At 48.1% G+C, this 19186-nt stretch carries 14 protein-coding genes; 6 read left to right on the top strand and 8 right to left on the bottom strand.

Annotated features, from left to right (window positions below; translation table 11 throughout):
- Positions 1-5 precede the first annotated feature (5 nt).
- Positions 6-431 carry a hypothetical protein gene (locus tag DWX32_RS06850; protein ID WP_117762052.1) on the bottom strand — a complete coding sequence of 142 codons (426 nt, stop codon included), beginning with the start codon at positions 429-431 and terminating at the stop codon, positions 6-8.
- A 163-nt stretch (positions 432-594) separates the two neighbouring features.
- Here DWX32_RS06850 and DWX32_RS06845 point away from each other — a divergent pair, with 163 nt between their 5' ends.
- Positions 595-1686: a TM7S3/TM198-like domain-containing protein gene (locus tag DWX32_RS06845; RefSeq protein WP_158579561.1), complete on the top strand. Its 1092-nt coding sequence runs from the start codon at positions 595-597 to the stop codon at positions 1684-1686.
- A gap of 77 nt (positions 1687-1763) precedes the next feature.
- On the opposite strand, the gene DWX32_RS06840 is transcribed toward DWX32_RS06845, so the two are convergent.
- The 5 genes from DWX32_RS06840 to DWX32_RS06820 all read right to left on the bottom strand — a co-directional run bounded on the left by DWX32_RS06840 (position 1764) and on the right by DWX32_RS06820 (position 9513).
- A complete protein-coding gene (locus DWX32_RS06840; protein WP_158578815.1) occupies positions 1764-2984 on the bottom strand; it encodes an ABC transporter substrate-binding protein in 1221 nt (406 codons plus the stop codon).
- A gap of 159 nt (positions 2985-3143) precedes the next feature.
- Complete coding sequence (locus tag DWX32_RS06835) at positions 3144-3809, bottom strand: RluA family pseudouridine synthase (protein WP_117802482.1); 666 nt, start codon at positions 3807-3809, stop codon at positions 3144-3146.
- Positions 3810-4704: 895 nt separating this feature from the next.
- The gene (locus DWX32_RS06830) at positions 4705-6993 is read right to left on the bottom strand and encodes a hydratase (protein ID WP_199671270.1); all 2289 of its coding nucleotides are present in this window, start codon (positions 6991-6993) and stop codon (positions 4705-4707) included.
- 119 nt (positions 6994-7112) lie between these two features.
- On the bottom strand, positions 7113-8204 hold the full coding sequence (locus DWX32_RS06825; protein WP_117762063.1) for a PucR family transcriptional regulator: 1092 nt from the start codon (positions 8202-8204) through the stop codon (positions 7113-7115).
- 196 nt (positions 8205-8400) lie between these two features.
- Positions 8401-9513, bottom strand: a complete 1113-nt coding sequence (locus DWX32_RS06820) for an ABC transporter ATP-binding protein (protein ID WP_055219170.1) — start codon at positions 9511-9513, stop codon at positions 8401-8403.
- 349 nt (positions 9514-9862) lie between these two features.
- Here DWX32_RS06820 and DWX32_RS06815 point away from each other — a divergent pair, with 349 nt between their 5' ends.
- Positions 9863-10669 (top strand): YesL family protein, encoded by an 807-nt coding sequence (locus DWX32_RS06815; protein WP_243037562.1) that lies wholly within the window; start codon positions 9863-9865, stop codon positions 10667-10669.
- Positions 10670-10773: 104 nt separating this feature from the next.
- On the opposite strand, the gene DWX32_RS06810 is transcribed toward DWX32_RS06815, so the two are convergent.
- Positions 10774-13452, bottom strand: a complete 2679-nt coding sequence (locus tag DWX32_RS06810) for a sensor histidine kinase (protein WP_118659464.1) — start codon at positions 13450-13452, stop codon at positions 10774-10776.
- Between the two features lie 16 nt (positions 13453-13468).
- Complete coding sequence (locus DWX32_RS06805) at positions 13469-14164, bottom strand: response regulator transcription factor (RefSeq protein ID WP_022461396.1); 696 nt, start codon at positions 14162-14164, stop codon at positions 13469-13471.
- Between the two features lie 245 nt (positions 14165-14409).
- Here DWX32_RS06805 and DWX32_RS06800 point away from each other — a divergent pair, with 245 nt between their 5' ends.
- The 4 genes from DWX32_RS06800 (at position 14410) to DWX32_RS06785 (ending at position 19185) form a co-directional block, all read left to right on the top strand.
- Positions 14410-14814, top strand: coding sequence for a GGDEF domain-containing protein (locus tag DWX32_RS06800; RefSeq protein WP_118659462.1), 405 nt, complete (start codon positions 14410-14412; stop codon positions 14812-14814).
- A 420-nt stretch (positions 14815-15234) separates the two neighbouring features.
- Complete coding sequence (gene mgtE / locus DWX32_RS06795) at positions 15235-16629, top strand: magnesium transporter (protein WP_022461398.1); 1395 nt, start codon at positions 15235-15237, stop codon at positions 16627-16629.
- A 201-nt stretch (positions 16630-16830) separates the two neighbouring features.
- On the top strand, positions 16831-18219 hold the full coding sequence (locus DWX32_RS06790; protein WP_118659534.1) for an alanine/glycine:cation symporter family protein: 1389 nt from the start codon (positions 16831-16833) through the stop codon (positions 18217-18219).
- Between the two features lie 60 nt (positions 18220-18279).
- Positions 18280-19185, top strand: coding sequence for an alpha/beta hydrolase (locus tag DWX32_RS06785; RefSeq protein ID WP_055219163.1), 906 nt, complete (start codon positions 18280-18282; stop codon positions 19183-19185).
- Position 19186 lies beyond the last annotated feature (1 nt).

Below are 19186 nucleotides of genomic sequence, written 5' to 3'. Positions count from 1 at the left end.
GCGGTTTAAAGCCACAGATTGTAATAATGTTTCCTCCTGCTCCGCCTCCGGAACATTTCATTATAAAAAAGAACGCCGATTAAATCGAGCAGTTCCTCTTCTGCCGTTTTCTCATCCTTCCCGCCGTTTTCCCTGCTGTACTGACGTGCGATATTCCGGCAGGTGTGCTCCATCATGAGCCGGTCCGGGAATTCGTCGTACATCATGCTGCCGCGGTAATCCATGCGGTCACACTCTGCCTCCACCAGCCTCTGCAGATCAGATGCCGTCCGGGAATAATACGACTGCATCCGCTGCCGTTCCCGCGCTTCCTGCTGCTCCTCCATACTTCTTCCCCATAAGGGCTGTGCCGCAAAAAACGGCTCCGGCCGCTCCATCGGATTTCCCTGATAGGAATTTCTTCTATTTTCATACACTCTATCCTGATTCATGCCTGTTTTATTTCCTTTTTGCTCTTCCTTATACCATATGCACACCGCCGCCATTCTGCCGTTTTCCAGATCTCAAACACAATTTCACTTGCCAAAACCGCCGTTCCGTACTAAAATACAACCTGTATCTATTTTTCCGATACATCATATAGGAGTGAATATCATGAATCTGAATATGCAAGCTTTTAACATCAACACGCTGCTTGGCGGTCTCGATAAAGTCCGGGACGTCATGGGTGTTTACCAGCAGCAGCTTCTTCTGATTGTGATTGTTTTTGCCCTGCTGAACTGTTTCTTCGGCTATGCGCTCCGCAAACTCTGGAGCGTCATTCCCGGATTTTTTCTCGGCGCGGCCGCTGGTTATGCAGCGGGTACCTACACGAATCAGACCACGACGATCACCCTGGCGCTTGCCGTCGGCACCGGTCTTCTGACCGCAATCATTGCCTTCGTCCTCTACCGGATCGGACTTTTTCTTCTGATCTGCGGGCTCGTCGGCTTTTGCCTCTGGCATCTCGTTAATCCAAACGATATCACAGGTTATGGACTCGTCGCCCTCGTTGCTTTCGTGATCGGCCTGATCTGCGTTCCGTTCGAACGCATTTCCGTAATCCTGGTCACCTCCATCTGCGGCGCCCTCACGACGATCCGCATGGCATATTTCTTCAAGGACCTCGATCTGAACATGATGTTCTGGATTGTCTCTGCCATTCTCGCCGCAGCAGGCATGCTCTTCCAGTTTAAACCGTGGAAAGAGGCGGACTACTGGGAGGATGACGACGAAGAAGAACGCGAACACCGTGCAAAAGTTCGCGCCAGACGGAAGCGCAGATCCGGTTTCGATCCTCTTCCATCCAGAAAGAAGAAAAAGAAACGCCGCGGCTCCTCTTCCTCTTCTTCCGGCAACGCAAGAGATCCGTACCGCAGCTATCAGAAACCGTCGAACCGTACCCGTGTTTCGCAGAACACCATGTACGATTTCCGTTTTGTTCCGGAAGAACCTGACGATGACGACGATGAGAAAGATCTTCCGAAAATCATCCGCCGCCGGCCATCCGCAAAACCGGCCGCTCCGGAGGAGTTTGACGAAGAAGAAACATCCCCAAAAGCTTCCATGGGCGACACGAAGCCGTATACCTCTCCTTCCAAACCGCAGATCACCGAGGACGGCATCCCGGATGTCGATCTCTCCGCGATCCGGCAGCAGATTTCCGAAGAGGTACAGAGAATTTACGAAGACGATCAGAACTCGTAATCCGCACTGCAGCGCAGAAAACCCGGCAGGCAAAGGAACATTCCCTTGTCTGCCGGGTTCATTTTTTATCCTGATTTTCAGTTATAAAGATACTTCTGATTTGTCTCCAGATCGATCGTGTCTTTGTCGAGCCACTGATATCCCGTATCGATCTTCTGATCTACCGGAAGTCCCTGAATCGCGCGGACGGCCGCCACGATTGCCGCATAGCCAAGACCGTACGGATTCTGCGTTACAGTACCGTACTCGCGTCCCTCCTGGATCGCTTTCTGCTGTTTTTCACCGGAATCAAAACCGACAATCTGAATCTGCTCAGTATTTTCCATATCTGCCAGCGCATCCAGCGTCTGGTCTGCCATGTCTTCGTTCGTACAGAAGATGCCCTTCAGAGCCGGGTAGGTTTCAAGTGTATTTTTCAGCATGTCCGCGATGGATTCTTCTCCATCTCCGTAATTCACCTGAACCACTTTCACATCGGTATATTTTTCTTCGATCTCTTTTTTAAATGCTTCCACGCGCTCTACGCTGCTCTCGGTGTTGTACTGATGTGCAACAATCGCAACCTCTCCGCTGTTGCCGATGGCCTCACAGAGATGATCTGCCGCAAGCTTTGCTGCCGCTGCGTGATCAGTCGCACATGTCGAGGTGATCAGATCACTCTCGATACCGGAATCCGCGATGATGACTGGAATCTGGCTGTCGGAAGCCTCTTCCATCTGTGCCTGTCCCGACTGCTGGTCAATGATACCAAGGATCAGCGCGTCCGGATTTTCCGAAATGACAGAGTCGATGATATTGATCTGAGAGTTGGTGTCACTTTCATTTTCCGGGCCTTCAAATGTCATATAAACTTTGTCGTTTCCGGTGTAGCCAAGCGAGGCGTTCAGATCGTCAAGTGCCTGCTGCGCACCGGCTTTTACGGCTTTCCAAAAACCGGCACTTAAGTCTTTTGCAACCACGGCGATGTAAGAGCCTTTTTCAACGTTAAGTCCATCCACGGTGTCGTACAATGCTTCCATGCCGTCTTTGTGCGGAACGGTGATTTCTATTCGTTTTTTGTCTGCTTCTTTTCCTTCATCTCCAGAGCTTTCAGAAGATGTGGATGCACTGGCTGACTCTGCTGTAGAATCTGCGCTGGACGATGAGGCCTCCGGGCTTTCTTCTGCCGCCGGAGTTTCTGTCACTTCCTGAGACGACGATGCTGCGGTGCTCTTGTCTGTCACTGCTTCTTTTCCGCATCCAGCTGCCGAGCACAGCAGGATTCCGGAAAGCAGTACTGCAATCATTCTGCGTTTCATAATTCTCCCTTTCTGCTTTGCCTGATGAATCATTTTCCATTACTTTTTACAGTTTTGTTACATAACCTTTCTCTATTATACACAAACCGTAAAAATAGTCCAGTCCTGTTTTCTTATGATTTTCTGAACTTTTTTGCAATTTCACATAGTTCTGAATAGTTACACAAAGCTGTGGAAGATTTCACCTTCTGGTTTTACGGTAAACGAAAGCCGTTTGCCTGTCCGCGGATGCTTCAGCTCGAGATGATGCGCGCACAGCGCCAGAGATCCTTTCTCCTTCGCCCCATATTTTGCATCACCCGCCAGCGGATATCCCGCATGGGAAAACTGGACGCGGATCTGGTGGTGGCGGCCCGTTCCGAGGTGGATCTGCACCAGGGTTCGGTTCTCCTGTGTCCTTATCACTTCATATTCCAGCACCGCTTTTTTCGCTCCGGCGGTGCCTGGCTGTACGACGCGGGATGTGTTGCTCCGTCCGTCTTTTACAAGGAAATCCTCAAACTTCTGCACGCCCTGTTTTTCGATTTTTCCCTCACAGACGGCGAGATACTCTTTCTTCATCGTCCCGTCCTTCACCTGCCGTCCCAGTTTTCCTGCGGCGTCTTTGTTTTTCGCAAACACCAGCACGCCCTCAACCGGCTGATCGAGCCGGTGAACGACCGCCAGATATGGAATCTGAGTCCGCGCCTGACCCGGTGTTTCCGCCCTTGTCTGCTTCGCCAAATAATTCAGCAGCGCATGCTCCAGATCCATCTGTCCCATCCGCGCATTCTGCACTGCCATACCCGCGTGCTTGTGAACAACAAGAATATCGTTATCTTCCATTAAAATATCTTCTCTGCAAAATCCAGCCACTTTCTTCTCCTGTTCTGACTTCTTATTTTCGATACACGGATTTCTCCGCTGTTATGCTTTAAGAAGTATGCACCATTTCCGCCGCATCTGTCAAGAAAAACATGCCCGGCGGACGAATTACACAACACAGAAAGCGATCGCCATACCAATCATTTTTTCTGATACAGCGACCGCTTTTTCTTTATTTTCCATATTCAGTTTTTTCTCTACTTTCAAGGATTTTCACTGGTTTTCTTTCTTTACCGATCTGTGATCTTTGTTTTCGCTTTCGTTTGATATTTCAAAGATCGTTTCTCTTCCATTTCCCTGTTGTAGATTTTCTTTTTTTCGGGAAGATGTTCTTTTTCAGAGGCTTTTCCTTTGCGGTTAAGATTTCCACTCCGAAAATCTTTTCCTTAGGATTTCCTAAGATCTGCTCTGATCTCATGTTTATCAAAAGGTTTTCTTTCGAACTTCTTTTGTATGGATCTTTATCTCAGGTTTTCTTTCCTTTCGGAAGTCTCTCATCTTAAGAACATCTTCCTTTTCCCTTTTTTTCCATTCTTCTATAGAAGATTTCTCGTCTCTTTCTATGAAAATGGTTTGTTCTCTTGAAAAGGGGGTCCCAAGTCTTTCTCTTTGTACCTCTTGGTTAGGTTTTTGTTTTCTTGTTTCTTTGTGATTTTAATATAACAGATCCGCCAGTATTTGTCAACACATTTTTAAAATATTTTTACTGTTTTTTTATATCGCTTTTCCTTTTCTTAATTATTGTGTTTATTTTCTGAATTTTATATTGTTTTCTGATATTTTGTTTCAAATAAGTGCGCAGAAAAAGAGCTATGAAACAGACTTTTCTCCTGCCACACAGCTCTTTCTCAAATACTTATCCTCTATAATAGTTGATCAGGCATCCCTTGCGGATGATTTCTCTCTCATAATCGGTCAGCGCGCCTAACGTCATCTCGAACAGAACAAGTGCTCCGTCTTTTACAACGTACGCTTTGATCACATCAGCTTTCTCTTCCACTGCCTTGCGGATCTCCGGTACAAAGATGTAATCTCCGTTTGTAAACGGCAGATCTCCCTCCGGGATCAGGAATGGAAGCATGCCCCAGTTGATCAGGTTGGAGCGGTAGCGCTTCGTTGCATACTCGTTGGCGATGTTTGCCCAGCCGCCTAATACCTTCTGGCAGGAAGCTGCCTGCTCACGCGCAGAGCCGTCGCCCGGTTTTACAGCGAAGATGGTGGATCCGACACCGACGTTTGTCTTGTCGATATCCGGGTACTGGGTGTGAATTGCTGCAAAGACCGGTTTCAGTTCCGGAAGTGCCTCTGCCGGGCAGTTGCCTTCCTGGATGGCTTTCTCTGCAACCTGTACTTCTTTTGCACGTCCCACATAAGCCGGATCTTTTCTGGACAGGGTAAACTCTGCCAGTCCAAGCGGGTTGGAACGGAAGGACGAAGTCTCGCCGGATGGAATCAGCTCGTCGGTGGTCGTAACCGGATCATGGATCTCAGAGACAACCTTCAGAATCAGGTTCTCAGCAAGCTGCGGCATTGCCGGCCAGTCTTTGATGTTTGGTCCGAACTGAATTTCAACAGATGGATCTGCCACGCCCTTGCTGTCGAAGACACGGTTCTCGTAAATCTTCTTGTCGAAGTGGTATGCCGGTTTGGTATACGTTCCGGTAAACTCATCTGCTGCAGTCAGAAATCCCTTGTTTGCTGCGGTTGCGGCGATGGAACGTGCATCCATCAGGGCAACGGAAGAAATCTGTCCGTTCTGGATTTTGGATCCCTCGCGGTTCGGGAAGTTTCTGGTGGAGTGACGGATTGAGAATGCATTGTTTGCCGGGGTATCGCCTGCGCCGAAGCACGGTCCGCAGAATGCAGTCTTGACGATCGCACCGGTCTCCAGCAGGTCTGCCAGTTTTCCGTTTCTTGCCAGCTCCATATAAATCGGAGTACTTGCCGGGTAAACACTTAAGGTGAACGCATCGTCGCCAATGCTGTGGCCTTTCAGGATATCGGCTGCGTCGCAGATGTTCTCAAATCCGCCGCCGGCGCATCCTGCGATGATTCCCTGGTCTACCAGGAGTTTTCCGTCGTGTACTTTATTTTTCAGAGTGAACGGAACTTTTCCGTCGAGGCTGATGGCTGCTTTCTTCTCTACATCGTTCAGGATGTCATCGAGGTTTGCTTTCAGCTCTTCAATGGTATAAACATTGCTCGGATGGAACGGCATCGCGATCATCGGTTTGATCTTGTCGAGTTCTACTTTTACAACGCCGTCATAGTAAGCAACCGCGCCAGGATTCAGCTCTTTGTAATCTGCGCTTCTGCCGTGGATCTGATAGAACTCGCTGATCTTCTCATCGGTTCTCCAGATGGAGGACAGACACGTTGTCTCGGTTGTCATAACGTCCACACCGATCCGGTAATCTGCGCTTAAGGAAGATACGCCAGGTCCTACGAACTCCATAACTTTGTTCTTTACGTAACCATTTGCAAAGACTGCACCGATGATGGCAAGTGCAATATCCTGCGGTCCTACGCCCGCCTGCGGTGCGCCTGTCATGTAAATTGCGATCACTCCCGGCATAGCGATATCATATGTTTTGGAGAGAAGCTGTTTTACCAGCTCCGGTCCGCCCTCGCCCATGGCCATGGTTCCGAGTGCACCGTAACGGGTGTGGGAATCGGATCCGAGGATCATTTTTCCGCCGCCGGCAAGCATCTCGCGGGCAAACTGATGAATTACTGCCTGATGAGGCGGTACATAGACGCCGCCGTACTTTTTCGCACAGGTAAGACCAAACATGTGGTCATCTTCGTTGATGGTTCCGCCGACTGCGCAAAGGGAGTTGTGGCAGTTGGTCAGCACGTACGGTACCGGGAATTTTTCCAGTCCTGACGCGCGCGCGGTCTGAATGATTCCAACAAAAGTAATGTCATGCGATGTAAGTTTGTCAAATTTGATCTGCAGATTTTCCATGTTGCCGGAAACATTGTGGTCTTTTAAGATTCCATAGGCAATGGTTTCTTTTGCAGCATCCGCCGGACACGGCACAGCGCCGGTACGCGCTTTGAGTTCCGCGCGGCCTTCTTCTGTATCCGGGATGATGTCGATTCCGTTGACAAGGTATGCACCTGTGTTCAGTAATTCAATCATGTCGTTCCTCTCCTCTTGTTGTTGATAAAATGTCAGGGTCAAAAAGTCTTTTGACCCCTTCGATACCCGGATTGCTCCGTGCTTTGCACTCCCGCAATCCTGTACGGCTCTGAACGGTTTTACAGATTTTCGCTGTTGTTCATATACGTCATGTAGCTTACGACCATCATGGCAATTTTAAAGGTCAGCGCATCGTCAAATTTACGAATGTCGAGTCCTGTGCTCTTCTCGAGCTTCTCCAGACGGTACACCAGAGTATTTCTGTGTACATAGAGCTGACGGGATGTCTCGGACACATTCAGGTTATTTTCAAAAAATTTATTGATTGTGGTCAGTGTTTCCTCATCGAACGTATCCGGCAGATTTTCGCCGAAGACTTCGGTCATAAACATTTCGCACAGCGGAATCGGGAGCTGATAGATCAGACGGCCGATGCCGAGGTTGTTGTATGGTACCACGTTTTTGTCTGCGTAGAAAATTTTTCCTACTTCGAGTGCCATCTTCGCCTCTTTGTAAGAACGCGATACACTCTTGATCTCGTTGACCGGATTTCCGTAGGAAACGCGCACCTGGGACATGGCCTCCGCATTCAGCATATCCACCAACATTCTTGCGGTCTGGTTCATATCCTCGAAGGTGTCGGTGTCTTTCAGTTCTTTTACAATGATAATGCTCTTCTCATCGACTGCGGTGATGAAATCTCTCGGTCTTGAAGCAAAGAGGCTCTTTACTGTCTCCTGTGCGCTGATGTCTTTTTCCAGCTTCGTCTCTACCATGTAAACAACGCGGCGCACATCTGTGTCGATGCGAAGCTTTTTCGCGCGGTTGTAGACATCCACCAGAAGAAGATTGTCGAGAAGAAGGTTCTGGATAAAGTTGTTTTTGTCCAGACGCTCTTTGTATGCAATGATAAGATTCTGAATCTCACATACGGCAACCTTTCCGATCATATATGCATCGTCGCTGCTTCCTTTAGAAATCAAAATATACTCCACATTCTGGTTGTCATATACTTTAAAATAATGATATTCCTGTACAATCTGGCTGTCCGCAGCGGATAATACAAAAGAACGGATGCTTTCTGCATCAATCGCGGTTTCCGGGAATGTGGTCACCAGCAGAACACCATCCGTATTCGTCACACATAAATCAATTCTCGTAATATTTCTTAATTCATCAAGGGTTTTCTGTAATACCTGACTTGATACCAAATCTGCCACTTCCTTTCTCCTGGCGTATTTTACTCCAGGGTGCGTCTTATCTATAACTATAGCTTATTTTTTTCTCATTGGCAACTATTTTTTGCTTCGCAAAAGGAGGGCGGTGCATATGCAAAAAGGACCGGCATCCGAACGGATGTCGATCCTTTTCTCTATGTTTGCGCATACGCGCTGATGTTCATATGGATTAGTTGGTAATGGTGATCTCTGTCTCTTTGTCGAACAGATGAACTTTCTCCATATCCAGAGCAAATTTAACGGTATCTCCGCTTCTTGCAGTTGTACGAGGATCTACGCGGGCTGTCATTGGGAAGCCTTCGCAATCGAAGTACAGGTAAACTTCTGCACCTAACAGCTCGTATACGTTGATCTTGCACTCAACTACGCTGTCTTTGGAAGTTTCGATGAACATCTGAGAATCATGTACGTTCTCAGGACGGATACCCATAACAACGGTCTTTCCGTCATATCCGCCGTCGATAACAGCTTTTGCTTTGGAAGCCGGCAGTTTCATGTTGTATTTACCAACAGTAAGAGTAACGTCGTTTCCGTTAACTTTTACTTTTGCATCCAGGAAGTTCATCTGCGGAGATCCGATGAATCCTGCAACGAACAGGTTGCCCGGTGCGTTGTACAGGTTCTGCGGGGTATCTACCTGCTGAACAACTCCGTCTTTCATAACAACGATTCTGGTACCAAGTGTCATAGCCTCGGTCTGGTCATGTGTTACGTAGATGATGGTAGCGCCCAGTCTCTCATGCAGTTTAGAAATCTCGGTACGCATCTGTACACGAAGTTTTGCATCCAGGTTTGACAGAGGCTCGTCCATAAGGAATACTTTAGGATCACGTACGATTGCACGTCCCATAGCAACACGCTGTCTCTGACCACCGGAAAGAGCTTTCGGTTTACGGTCAAGCAGTTTCTCCAGGTCAAGGATTTTAGCTGCTTCTTTAACCTGTTTGTCGATCTGATCTTTCGGAACTTTTCTCAGTTTCAGACCGAATGCCATGTTATCATATACGGTCATGTGCGGATACAGAGCGTAGTTCTGGAATACCATTGCGATATCACGGTCTTTCGGCTCTACATCGTTTACTACTTTATCGTCAATTTTCAGAGTACCATCGGAGATCTCCTCAAGACCTGCGATCATACGAAGTGTTGTAGATTTACCACATCCAGATGGTCCTACGAAGATGATAAACTCTTTGTCAGCGATTTCCAGGTTGAAGTCTTTTACTGCTTCAAAACCGTTCGGATATCTTTTTGTAATGTGCTGTAAAGATAAACTTGCCATTTTTGAATCCTCCCTAAATAAACATCATGCGTTTTATTATGAGTTTTGCATTTGCATCTCTCTTGCTTATGGGACTAGTATACCTTTTCTACCCGCATTCGACCATGCCACAATTACACAAACTTTCCTCCGGCAGATTGGCAATTCTGCTTTCGGATTTTCTCGAACCGTTCTCTTCTGTCCACTTTGCACAAACAAAATGTTCACTCTTATACAAAATGACGAAACGAAAAGTTTATATTCTCTTCATTGCATTTTTCTGAAAAATTCGCTATACTTTTCTATGATGTCTGCCAGCCGGAACGTTAATCGGCGGCACACTTAATTCAACAGAAAAGAGGAACAAATTATGAGTTTTTTCAGCCTGGACAGTAAGTTCTCGCAGATTATGGGCCGTGTCTTCGACCTGATGATGCTGAACATTATTTTCCTTATTATGTGTATCCCGATTGTGACAATCGGCGCCAATTTCACAGCAATGTACTACGTCACGCTGAAGATGATCAAAAATGAGGAGACGTATATCTTCCGTACCTACTGGAAATCCTTCCGCGAAAACTTCAAGCAGGCAACTGCCATCTGGCTCATCCTGCTGGCGGTTCTGATTGTTCTGATTCTTGATCTTCTGCTGGTCATGAGAATGCCGGGTACCATCACCTACCTGCGTTTTGTTTTCCTGGTACTGATCTTTTTCGAGGCCATGGTACTTTCCTATGTATTTCCGGTACTGAGCCGCTTTGACAATACTGTAAAAAACACGATCAAGAACTCCATCCTGATGGCAATCCGCCACCTGCCGTGGACCATCATGATCCTGCTCGTCAATCTCTGTCCGCTGCTGATCTATGTATTCTCCACGACAAAGATTGTCAGCTATCTGATTCTTCTGATGTTCCTTCTGGGCTTTTCCACGGTAGCGCTTGGATGCTCCTGGTTCTTCGTAAACAAAATCTTCCCATTCTATATGCCTGAGGAAGAAAACGAGGTTCTGACACCGGAAGAAGAATCCTTACGGGCACTCGAAGCGATGGACAGACCAAGCCCGCTGACTGAACGTTCCGATGACGCTGCTCCGGCTGAAACTACCGATGCTGCAGAAACTGCTTCGGAAGAGGAATCTGCAAGCCCGGCTGAACAGCCAGAAACAGACGAATAAATAAACTGCATTTCATAAATAACGCCCCGCCGGGAACCGCATCTGCTGCGTGTTTCCCGGCGGGGAGTTGTCGTTTTCTATTCTCTTTTATTTTTCAACACTTCTCAGGCATCCTGCTGTGCTTCCTCCTGTACCGCTTCCGGTACGATCATCGGAGGCATCGGTTTTTTCTCCTTTACAGCTTCATCAAACGTAATCGTAACCTTGAACAGGTCGCCGTCCAGATAAATGTTGAAGCTTCCATGCTGCAATACCGTTAGGTTCTTTGCGATTGAAAGACCCAGGCCGCTGCCCTCGGTGCTCCGGCTGACATCGCCGCGGATAAAACGCTCCGTCAGTTCATCTGCCTGGAAGTTCAGCGGGTTCTCGGAAATGTTCTTGATCGAGAGCTGAATCTTTCCGTCTTTTTTGATGGCATCCACATAAACCCGTGTTCCCGGCATGGCATATTTGCAGACATTTACGTACAGGTTCTCAAGCACGCGCCAGATGCGGCGGCTGTCCGCACGGATCAGAAGCGGTTCCGGCTGGAGAATACAGATCAGGTCGAGATTGCGGCCTTCGAACCGCTCCGCAAATTCTCCGTTCACCTGCTGTACCAGTTCATTCAGGTTCAGGTTCATGAATTCCAGTTTAATATTTCCGGAACTGATCTTCGATGCCTCGACAAGGTCCTCCGTCAGCTGTTTCAGGCGCTGTGATTTTTCGTCGAGTACGCGGATATAATCTTTCGCTTTCTCGTTTTCAATATTTTCCCGTTTCAGCAGATCGACATAATTAATAATAGAAGTAAGCGGTGTCTTGATATCGTGGGATACGTTGGTGATCAGATCCGCTTTTAAGCGCTCGCTCTTCATCTGCTCCTGCACTGCCGCTTTCATTCCCTCTCCGAGCGAATTGACAATTCCGGCAAGCTGAAGGTTGTCTTCCCCCTGCAGCTCCGTCAGGTCAATCTTGTAATCCAGATCGCCCGCAGCAATCTCTTTTAAGCCATGTTCAATCTGTTTTCTTCCGGATGCCTCGCGCAGCAGAAGAAGCAGCACTGCGGCATCCATCACCAGGGTAAGGAATACGCCGAACATTCCGAAGCCGCAGCAGAGAATGATCTGCACGCCGCAGAAAACGCAGAACATAAGGATCGTTCGCTCCGACTCCTGTCTGCCTTCATAGAAGGTTCTTCCGGCAGACACGATCCGGTGGCCGACGCAGTACAAAAACGACTGTTTCCAGACGTTGCGTGCTTTGATCCGGCGCACCAGTGAGCAGTACGGAATCAGTGTGATCAGAAATCCGGCGAGGATGCCCGATGCGGCCACCAGGCTTCGCCATGTATCTGCTTCATTTCCATAGGATCCGCTGTAGATGTAGTTTCCGTCAAAATTCTGGATATAATGAACGCCGCCGTAGGAAAGTTCGATGCAGACAGCAACGATTCCAACTGCTCCCATCACAATCAGGATGGCGGCTGCAGCTGCGATTTCCGTGTACCACTGATCGAAAAAGTAAAGGCGGATTTCTTTGTTTTTTCCATTTCTTCCTGCCTGCAGTGTGAACAGGACCAGGCAGACCAGCGTTCCGATTCCGCCAACTGCAATCATCAGAAGAAGGAGCTGCATTTTCGGAAGCCACTGGCTGTAGATCTCACTGTACTGGGAGAAATAGTCGCTTGCTGCCAGATCCGGATCCAGTGCAACAAAGATCTTCTGATAATTATCTGCAATCTGATTGTTCAGTAGATAGCTTCTCGCTGCTTCCACGGCCGGGCTGTTTTTTCTTGTTGCATAAGAACGGACTTTGTCGGCACCGCCGGTCCGGTCAACAGCAAAGGCGAACGGATAGGGCGATTTCTGCGCAATGGCTGTTGTGTAACTATTTTTCCAGGAATCCACATTCGTATAGATATTTCCTTCTTTATCCTCCAGACAGTACCAGAGATTGGCATCGTCCGCATCGACGCTGATGCCGCTCTCCTGGTTTTTAAAAGCAGCAACTTCTTCCGTGACCCCGGAAAGTGTCATATACAGATCGCGGATGGATACCTTTTTCAGATTTGCCGCCGCGTACTCATAGAGGTACGTTCCCGCTTTCGTTTTCTGCGTTTCCAGGCTCATTCCCTGATCGTATAGATACAAAAACTGGGAGGAAACATCAGCAGGATCAATTTTTTTCTCTTTCAGGCTTTTCACTGCATTATCGGAAGGAAAGTAGACCTCGCCGTCCGGGGAAAAGCTGTCAAACGTCTCTGCATCTGCCGCGCTCACTTCTTCGGTGAGTGCGGCTACATCCGTCTCTTCTGTTTCCTGGCTCACGTCAGTTCCATCTTCGTATGCAAGATAGGCTTCTTTGTCAATTCCGGCATCGTTCGTCGCATAATTGTCCGCAGTATACGCTGCCACCTCATTGAGGTCTGCGCTGCTGCCGTCATCGTACATCTTGACAAGCTGGTCAATGGTGTACGTTGTACTTATCCCGCCGCTTCCCTCTCCATCGGTTGCAAAGGCACGGTAATCAATCTCTTTTGTTCCGTCGTATCGACCGTTTGTGCCGAATTTACTCATATCATTATAGTAGCTCATGACGTTATGAAGCTGCCGCTGCACCAGTGTGCCGCATGCGGTGGTTTCTTCAAACGCATACTTTTTTGCTGCCGCATTCGGCGTCAGGCCGACGCTGGAAAGCATCAGTGTCTGAATGCCCCCGAACAGCGCACTGGCGGCAAAAACGATCAGCAGAAGAAAAACGATCAGCTTCCCCGTCAGGCTGTAGAGTTTTCGTTCTTTCACAATTATTCACTCCTTATTATTGTTTCTCAATCTTATACCCAATTCCCCATACAACTTTCAGATAGCGCGGCTCCTTCGGGTTGATTTCGATTTTCTCACGGATGTGACGAATGTGGACCGCAACGGTGTTGTCCGCACCGATCGCCTCCTCGTTCCAGATGCTCTCGTAGATCTGTTCAATCGAAAATACCTTGCCTGGATTTTTTACCAGCAGCAGGAGAATGTTGTATTCGATCGGGGTCAGTTTGACTGGTTCGCCCTCGACGCTGACTTCTTTTAAATCGTCATTGACGAGAAGCCCGCCGACCTGATACACATTTTCTCCGTCGTCCGCCGGAAGATTTCCAAGTTTCGTGTAGCGCCGCAGCTGAGATTTCACCCTCGCCACCAGCTCGAGCGGGTTAAACGGCTTCGTCACGTAATCATCCGCGCCGATGTTCAGTCCCAGAATTTTGTCCACATCCTCTGATTTTGCGGACAGAATAATGATCGGAATACTGCTCTTTTCCCTGATTTTCAGCGTCGCACGGATGCCGTCCAGTTTCGGCATCATGACGTCGATAATCAGCAGCTGAATCTCCTCCCTCTCGAGCATCTGGATGGCCTGCATGCCGTCATATGCTTTCAGCACATGATAGCCCTCCTGGGTCAGATAAATCTCAATGGCGTCTACAATCTCTCTATCATCATCACATACTAAAATGTTGTACATTTCTTCTTTCTCCACCTTTCATTTTTTCTTTTCCGGCACTTTTTTTCCGCGCCGGACCTCCCACATGATTCAAAGATGATTGTACCGCAAATTCCCTCAAGTTGCCAGATGTCTTTTGTTTTCATCCTTACTGTACCAAAGGAATCTTTAGGTCCGCAAAGGAAAATCTTAAGTTTCTATAAAGTTTTGTCTGTGAATTCAGAGCTCAAACATTTTTTAGACAATTGCAATTATTTTCTTAGCACATCCTGCTTGCCGTCTATGCGGATCTCAATAATTTAAAGATCATCAACGACCGGTACGGGCATGAAGAAGGGGACTTCTCCATCCGCCTTGTCGGACAGTTTCTGCAGGATTCCATCGGCAAACGCGGTGTCTGCGGACGCATCGGCGGCGATGAATTCGCATATCTTGTTCCGTGTTCCGACGAAACAATGTCCAGGGATCTGTACCGGACGCTGCACTCCGCATTCGACATTTTTAATAGAACGAACGAAAAAGCATATAATATTACCGTTTCCACCGGCTTTTATCTGCTTCCGAAAGACATGGATTCCACACTTCCGGAGATGCTCGCGCATGCGGATGCAATGCTTTACGAGGAGAAACAGAAACGAGATAAGAATGTTGCGAAAATTTTACCAAAATAGGAATTGATTTTTTTCTGGAAAGCAGTTAGAATACTTGAGGGATGATTTTTGAATCCCGTATTTCAAGCGAAACAGACCGGCAAAAACGGCTGTTTGATCAAAAAATTTCTAAAAAAAGGCAGGTGAACAGAATGGATAGTTGTGATTCTCATGGGCGAAGTACCAGCATAGGACGGGAACCGGAAAATATGCAGGATGACGGCCATCCTTCTGTCCTGCTTTAATCTTAAATATTTTCCCTTCTTATCCTATGAAAACCCGAAGTAAGACACATGATCCAAACCAGTTTTGAAACGTAATTCTCTGGTTCTTTTTTCGTGTGCTTTTACTGCCCTGTGAGGGTTCCAACATGCTTTTTCGCACCGACAGCACGCATGTTTTTTTCTGCTGTCAAAAAAAAGAATGGAGGATAACGAAAAAATGGAAAAACGAGTACAGGATTATACCCAGGAGATCCTGGATACAATCCGCAGTAACTCTTCTCCGGCTGTCATGGGCAGCCGCCTGGAAGATTACCACGAAAATGACCTGGCAGATGTTCTGCCGCTTTTAACGGTTCCGGAGCGATGCAAACTGTACCGCATTCTGGACACGGACATGCTGTCCGATATTTTTGAGTATGCTGAATCCGACAACGTAGCCGAGTACCTCGAAGAGATGGATGTCAAAAAAGCCGCTTCCATCCTCTCCAAAATGGAGACCGATGCACTGGCCGAGGTTCTGCAGAAACTCGACAAAGCAAAGAAAAAACTTCTGATCGAACTGCTCGATCCGGAAGTACGCCACGATATTGAGATGATCGCCTCCTTCGATGAAGATGAAATCGGTAGCCGCATGACGACAAACTGCATCATCATCCGCGAGGATCTGAATGTCAAACAGGCGATGAGCAGCCTGATCGATCAGGCCGCAAAGAACGACAACATCTCTACCATCTTTGTTGTCAATGCGCAGCAGAAATTTTACGGAGCGATCGATCTGAAAAACCTGATCATCGCAAGACGCGACGAGACGCTCGAGGATCTGACCGTAACTTCTTACCCGTACGTATATGCAGAGGAGCCGATCAACGAGTGTATCGAAGAACTGAAGGATTATTCCGAGGATTCTATTCCGGTCCTCGACAATGACAACCGCCTGCTCGGTGTCATCACATCATCAAACATCATCGACCTGGTTGATGATGAGATGGGTGAGGACTACGCGATGTTCGCAGGTCTGACCGCAGAGGAGGATTTAAAAGAGCCGTTAAAAGACAGTATGAAAAAACGTCTTCCATGGCTGATCATCCTGCTCGGTCTTGGCATGCTGGTTTCTTCTGTAGTCGGTATTTTCGAACAGGTTGTCACAACCCTTCCGATCATCATGACCTTCCAGTCCCTGATCCTTGACATGGCCGGAAACGTTGGTACCCAGTCCCTGGCTGTTACCATCCGTGTCCTGATGGATGAGTCCCTGACCGGAAAACAGAAATTACAGCTTGTTTTCAAGGAAATGCGCATCGGTTTCTGCAATGGTCTTCTGCTTGGTGTTCTGTCCTTTGCTGTCATCGGACTTTTCATCTTCTTATTCAAGGGAAAGACCATGATGTTCGCATTTTCCGTTTCCGCCTGCATCGGCATCGCACTGCTGCTGGCAATGCTGATTTCCAGTGCCGTCGGCACCTGCATTCCGCTGTTCTTCAAAAAGATCCACATCGATCCGGCGGTTGCTTCCGGTCCGCTCATCACGACGGTCAACGACCTTGTCGCTGTCGTTACATTCTATGGCCTGAGCTGGCTGTTCCTGATCGAGATGCTGCATCTCGCAGGCTGATCTTTTGATACGACTGAAAAATTTTTAAGAGGCAGATATCAACTTTTTCTGGTTTCGGAAAAAGCTGATATCTGCCTCTTATCTTTTCTCTTCCCTTCTTTACATTCCAAACAGAAACCGATATAATAGCAGGTAACGGTGCTTTTATGCTTTGACGTTTCACAGTGCCGCAAATATTTTGAAATGAGGGTTTTTGAAAACATGATTGTCAATCTCATCACCACAGTCTACAACTTTCTCTGGGGCGATCTTTTTACGATTCCGCTCCCGGGCGGCGGCAGTCTCGGAATCTCCCTTCTGATTCTTCTGCTGATCCCAACCGGCATCTATTTTACGATCCGGACACGTTTTCTTCCTATCCGTCTGTTCCCGGACATGATCCGTGCCCTGTCGGAAAAGAAAAATGAAAAAAGCAGCCTTTCTTCTTTTCAGACACTGATCGTTTCCACCGCAACGCGTGTCGGTATGGGAAATCTGGTCGGCGTTGTCGCTGCAGTCTCCGCCGGAGGCGCAGGTGCTGTGTTCTGGATGTGGGTGACGGCTATCATCGGCTCGTCTACCGCGTTTATCGAAGCTACGCTCGCACAGCTTCACAAAGAAGAAGATCCTCTGTACGGCGGCTACCGCGGCGGTCCTGCCTACTACATTCACGATCTGGTTGAAGACCACCTCAAGAAGAAAAAACGATACGTTCTGCCGGCTGTTCTGTTTGCCATTGCCGGTCTGATCTGCTGGTGCGGTATCAGTCAGGTAATCAGCAACTCCGTGGCTTCTTCTTTTAAAAATGCATTTTCCATTCCGCCGCTTTACACCAGTATCATGCTGGTGATTCTTTCTGCAATCATCGTACTGCGGAAAAATGCAACCGTAAAGGTGCTGGATTTTATAGTTCCTGTCATGGCAGTCTGCTATTTCTTTATCACACTGTTTATCATCGCAGTCAACCTCCGTCAGATTCCTTCTGTGTTTGCACGCATTTTTGAGGAAGCCTTCGGACTTCGTCAGATGGCAGCCGGCGGTTTTGGTGCTGTTCTGATGAACGGTGTAAAGCGTGGTCTGTTTTCGAATGAGGCCGGTTCCGGCTCCGCTCCATGCGCCGCTGCCGCCGCAGAATGTGACCGCCCGGCCAAAGCAGGCCTTGTACAGGCGCTCGGCGTTTTCGTTGACACGATCGTCATCTGCAGCTGCACCGCAATGATCATGCTGCTCGCACCAAAGGATCTGATTGATGGCCTTTCCGGCATGGATCTCTTACAGACCGCCATGCAGTATCATCTGGGAAAATTCGGTGTGATTTTTATCGCACTTACGCTGTTTTTGTTCAGCTTTTCCACGTTCCTCGGCATTTTGTTCTATGCAAGAAGCAACGTTGCCTACCTGTTCGGTGACAAGTGGTGTTTCCAGACCGCTTACAAGGTTCTTGCACTTGTGATGCTGTTTATCGGCGGTATTGCCGCATACACTTTTGTGTGGGATCTTGGTGATGTCGGCATCGGACTGATGACAATTTTCAACATTATTGCACTGTATCCACTTGCAGGCGAGGCACTTTCTGAGTTAAAATCATATGAGGAGTCGAAGAAATCGTAAATCCTGTGGATTGCTGTTTCGGACCGAAAAATGGGTTTTTGAAAAAGGAGGTTTTTACACATGATCATTGAACCATCAAACTACACGTATGAGACAATGCCGGACTACACAGACGCGGTAGACGGCGCCGTGGAAATTCCGGTGACCGGAGAGGAAATTGAGATCCGCTATGCGCATGAAGTTGTCTACGACGAGGCACACAATCTTCATCTGGAAATTTTCACACCATTCCAGATGGCGCACCCGGAGCGCACCTGGCCGTGCATCACATTTATTCAGGGATCCGCCTGGATGAAACAGTATGTCTACCAGAAGGTCGGCATGATCGCCCGTCTGGCGCAGCGCGGCTACGTTGTTGCAATCGTCGAATACCGTCACAGCGGAATCGCACATTTCCCAGCGCAGATCATCGACGCAAAAAATGCGGTACGTTTTCTGCGTGCGCATGCGGAGGAATACAAGCTGAATCCATCGCAGATGTTCCTGATGGGAGATTCTTCCGGCGGACAGGTTTCTTCCGTTGCCGGCATGACCGCAAAGAGCGGAAAACTTGACGAGCCGATCAATGAGGAAAGCTGCGAGGTATGCGGTATTATCGATCTGTACGGAGCTGTTGATGTGACACTGCCGTACGGCTATCCGATAACGCTGAACCATCAGAAACCAGACAGCCCGGAGGGCATGCTGATGGGCTATGACATTACCGAGCATCTTGAGGAGGCTAAGGCAGCCTGCTCCAAAACATACGTGAACGAGGATTTCCCGCCGATGCTGATCGCACACGGCACCAAGGACACGATGGTGTTCTGCCAGCAGAGTGTCGATCTCTACCACGCATTAAAGGATGCCGGAAAAGATGTACAGCTGTATCTTCTTCGCGGCGCAGACCACGGCGGTGCCGCATTCTGGACCGAGGAAATGATTACCGTTTACGATAACTTCTTCAAAAAATGTTTAGGTGAATGAC

The sequence above is a fragment of the Blautia sp. AF19-13LB genome (assembly GCF_003479105.1).
Classification (GTDB): Bacteria; Bacillota; Clostridia; order Lachnospirales; family Lachnospiraceae; genus Fusicatenibacter; species Fusicatenibacter saccharivorans.
This window is presented reverse-complemented; position numbering and strand designations above follow the sequence as displayed.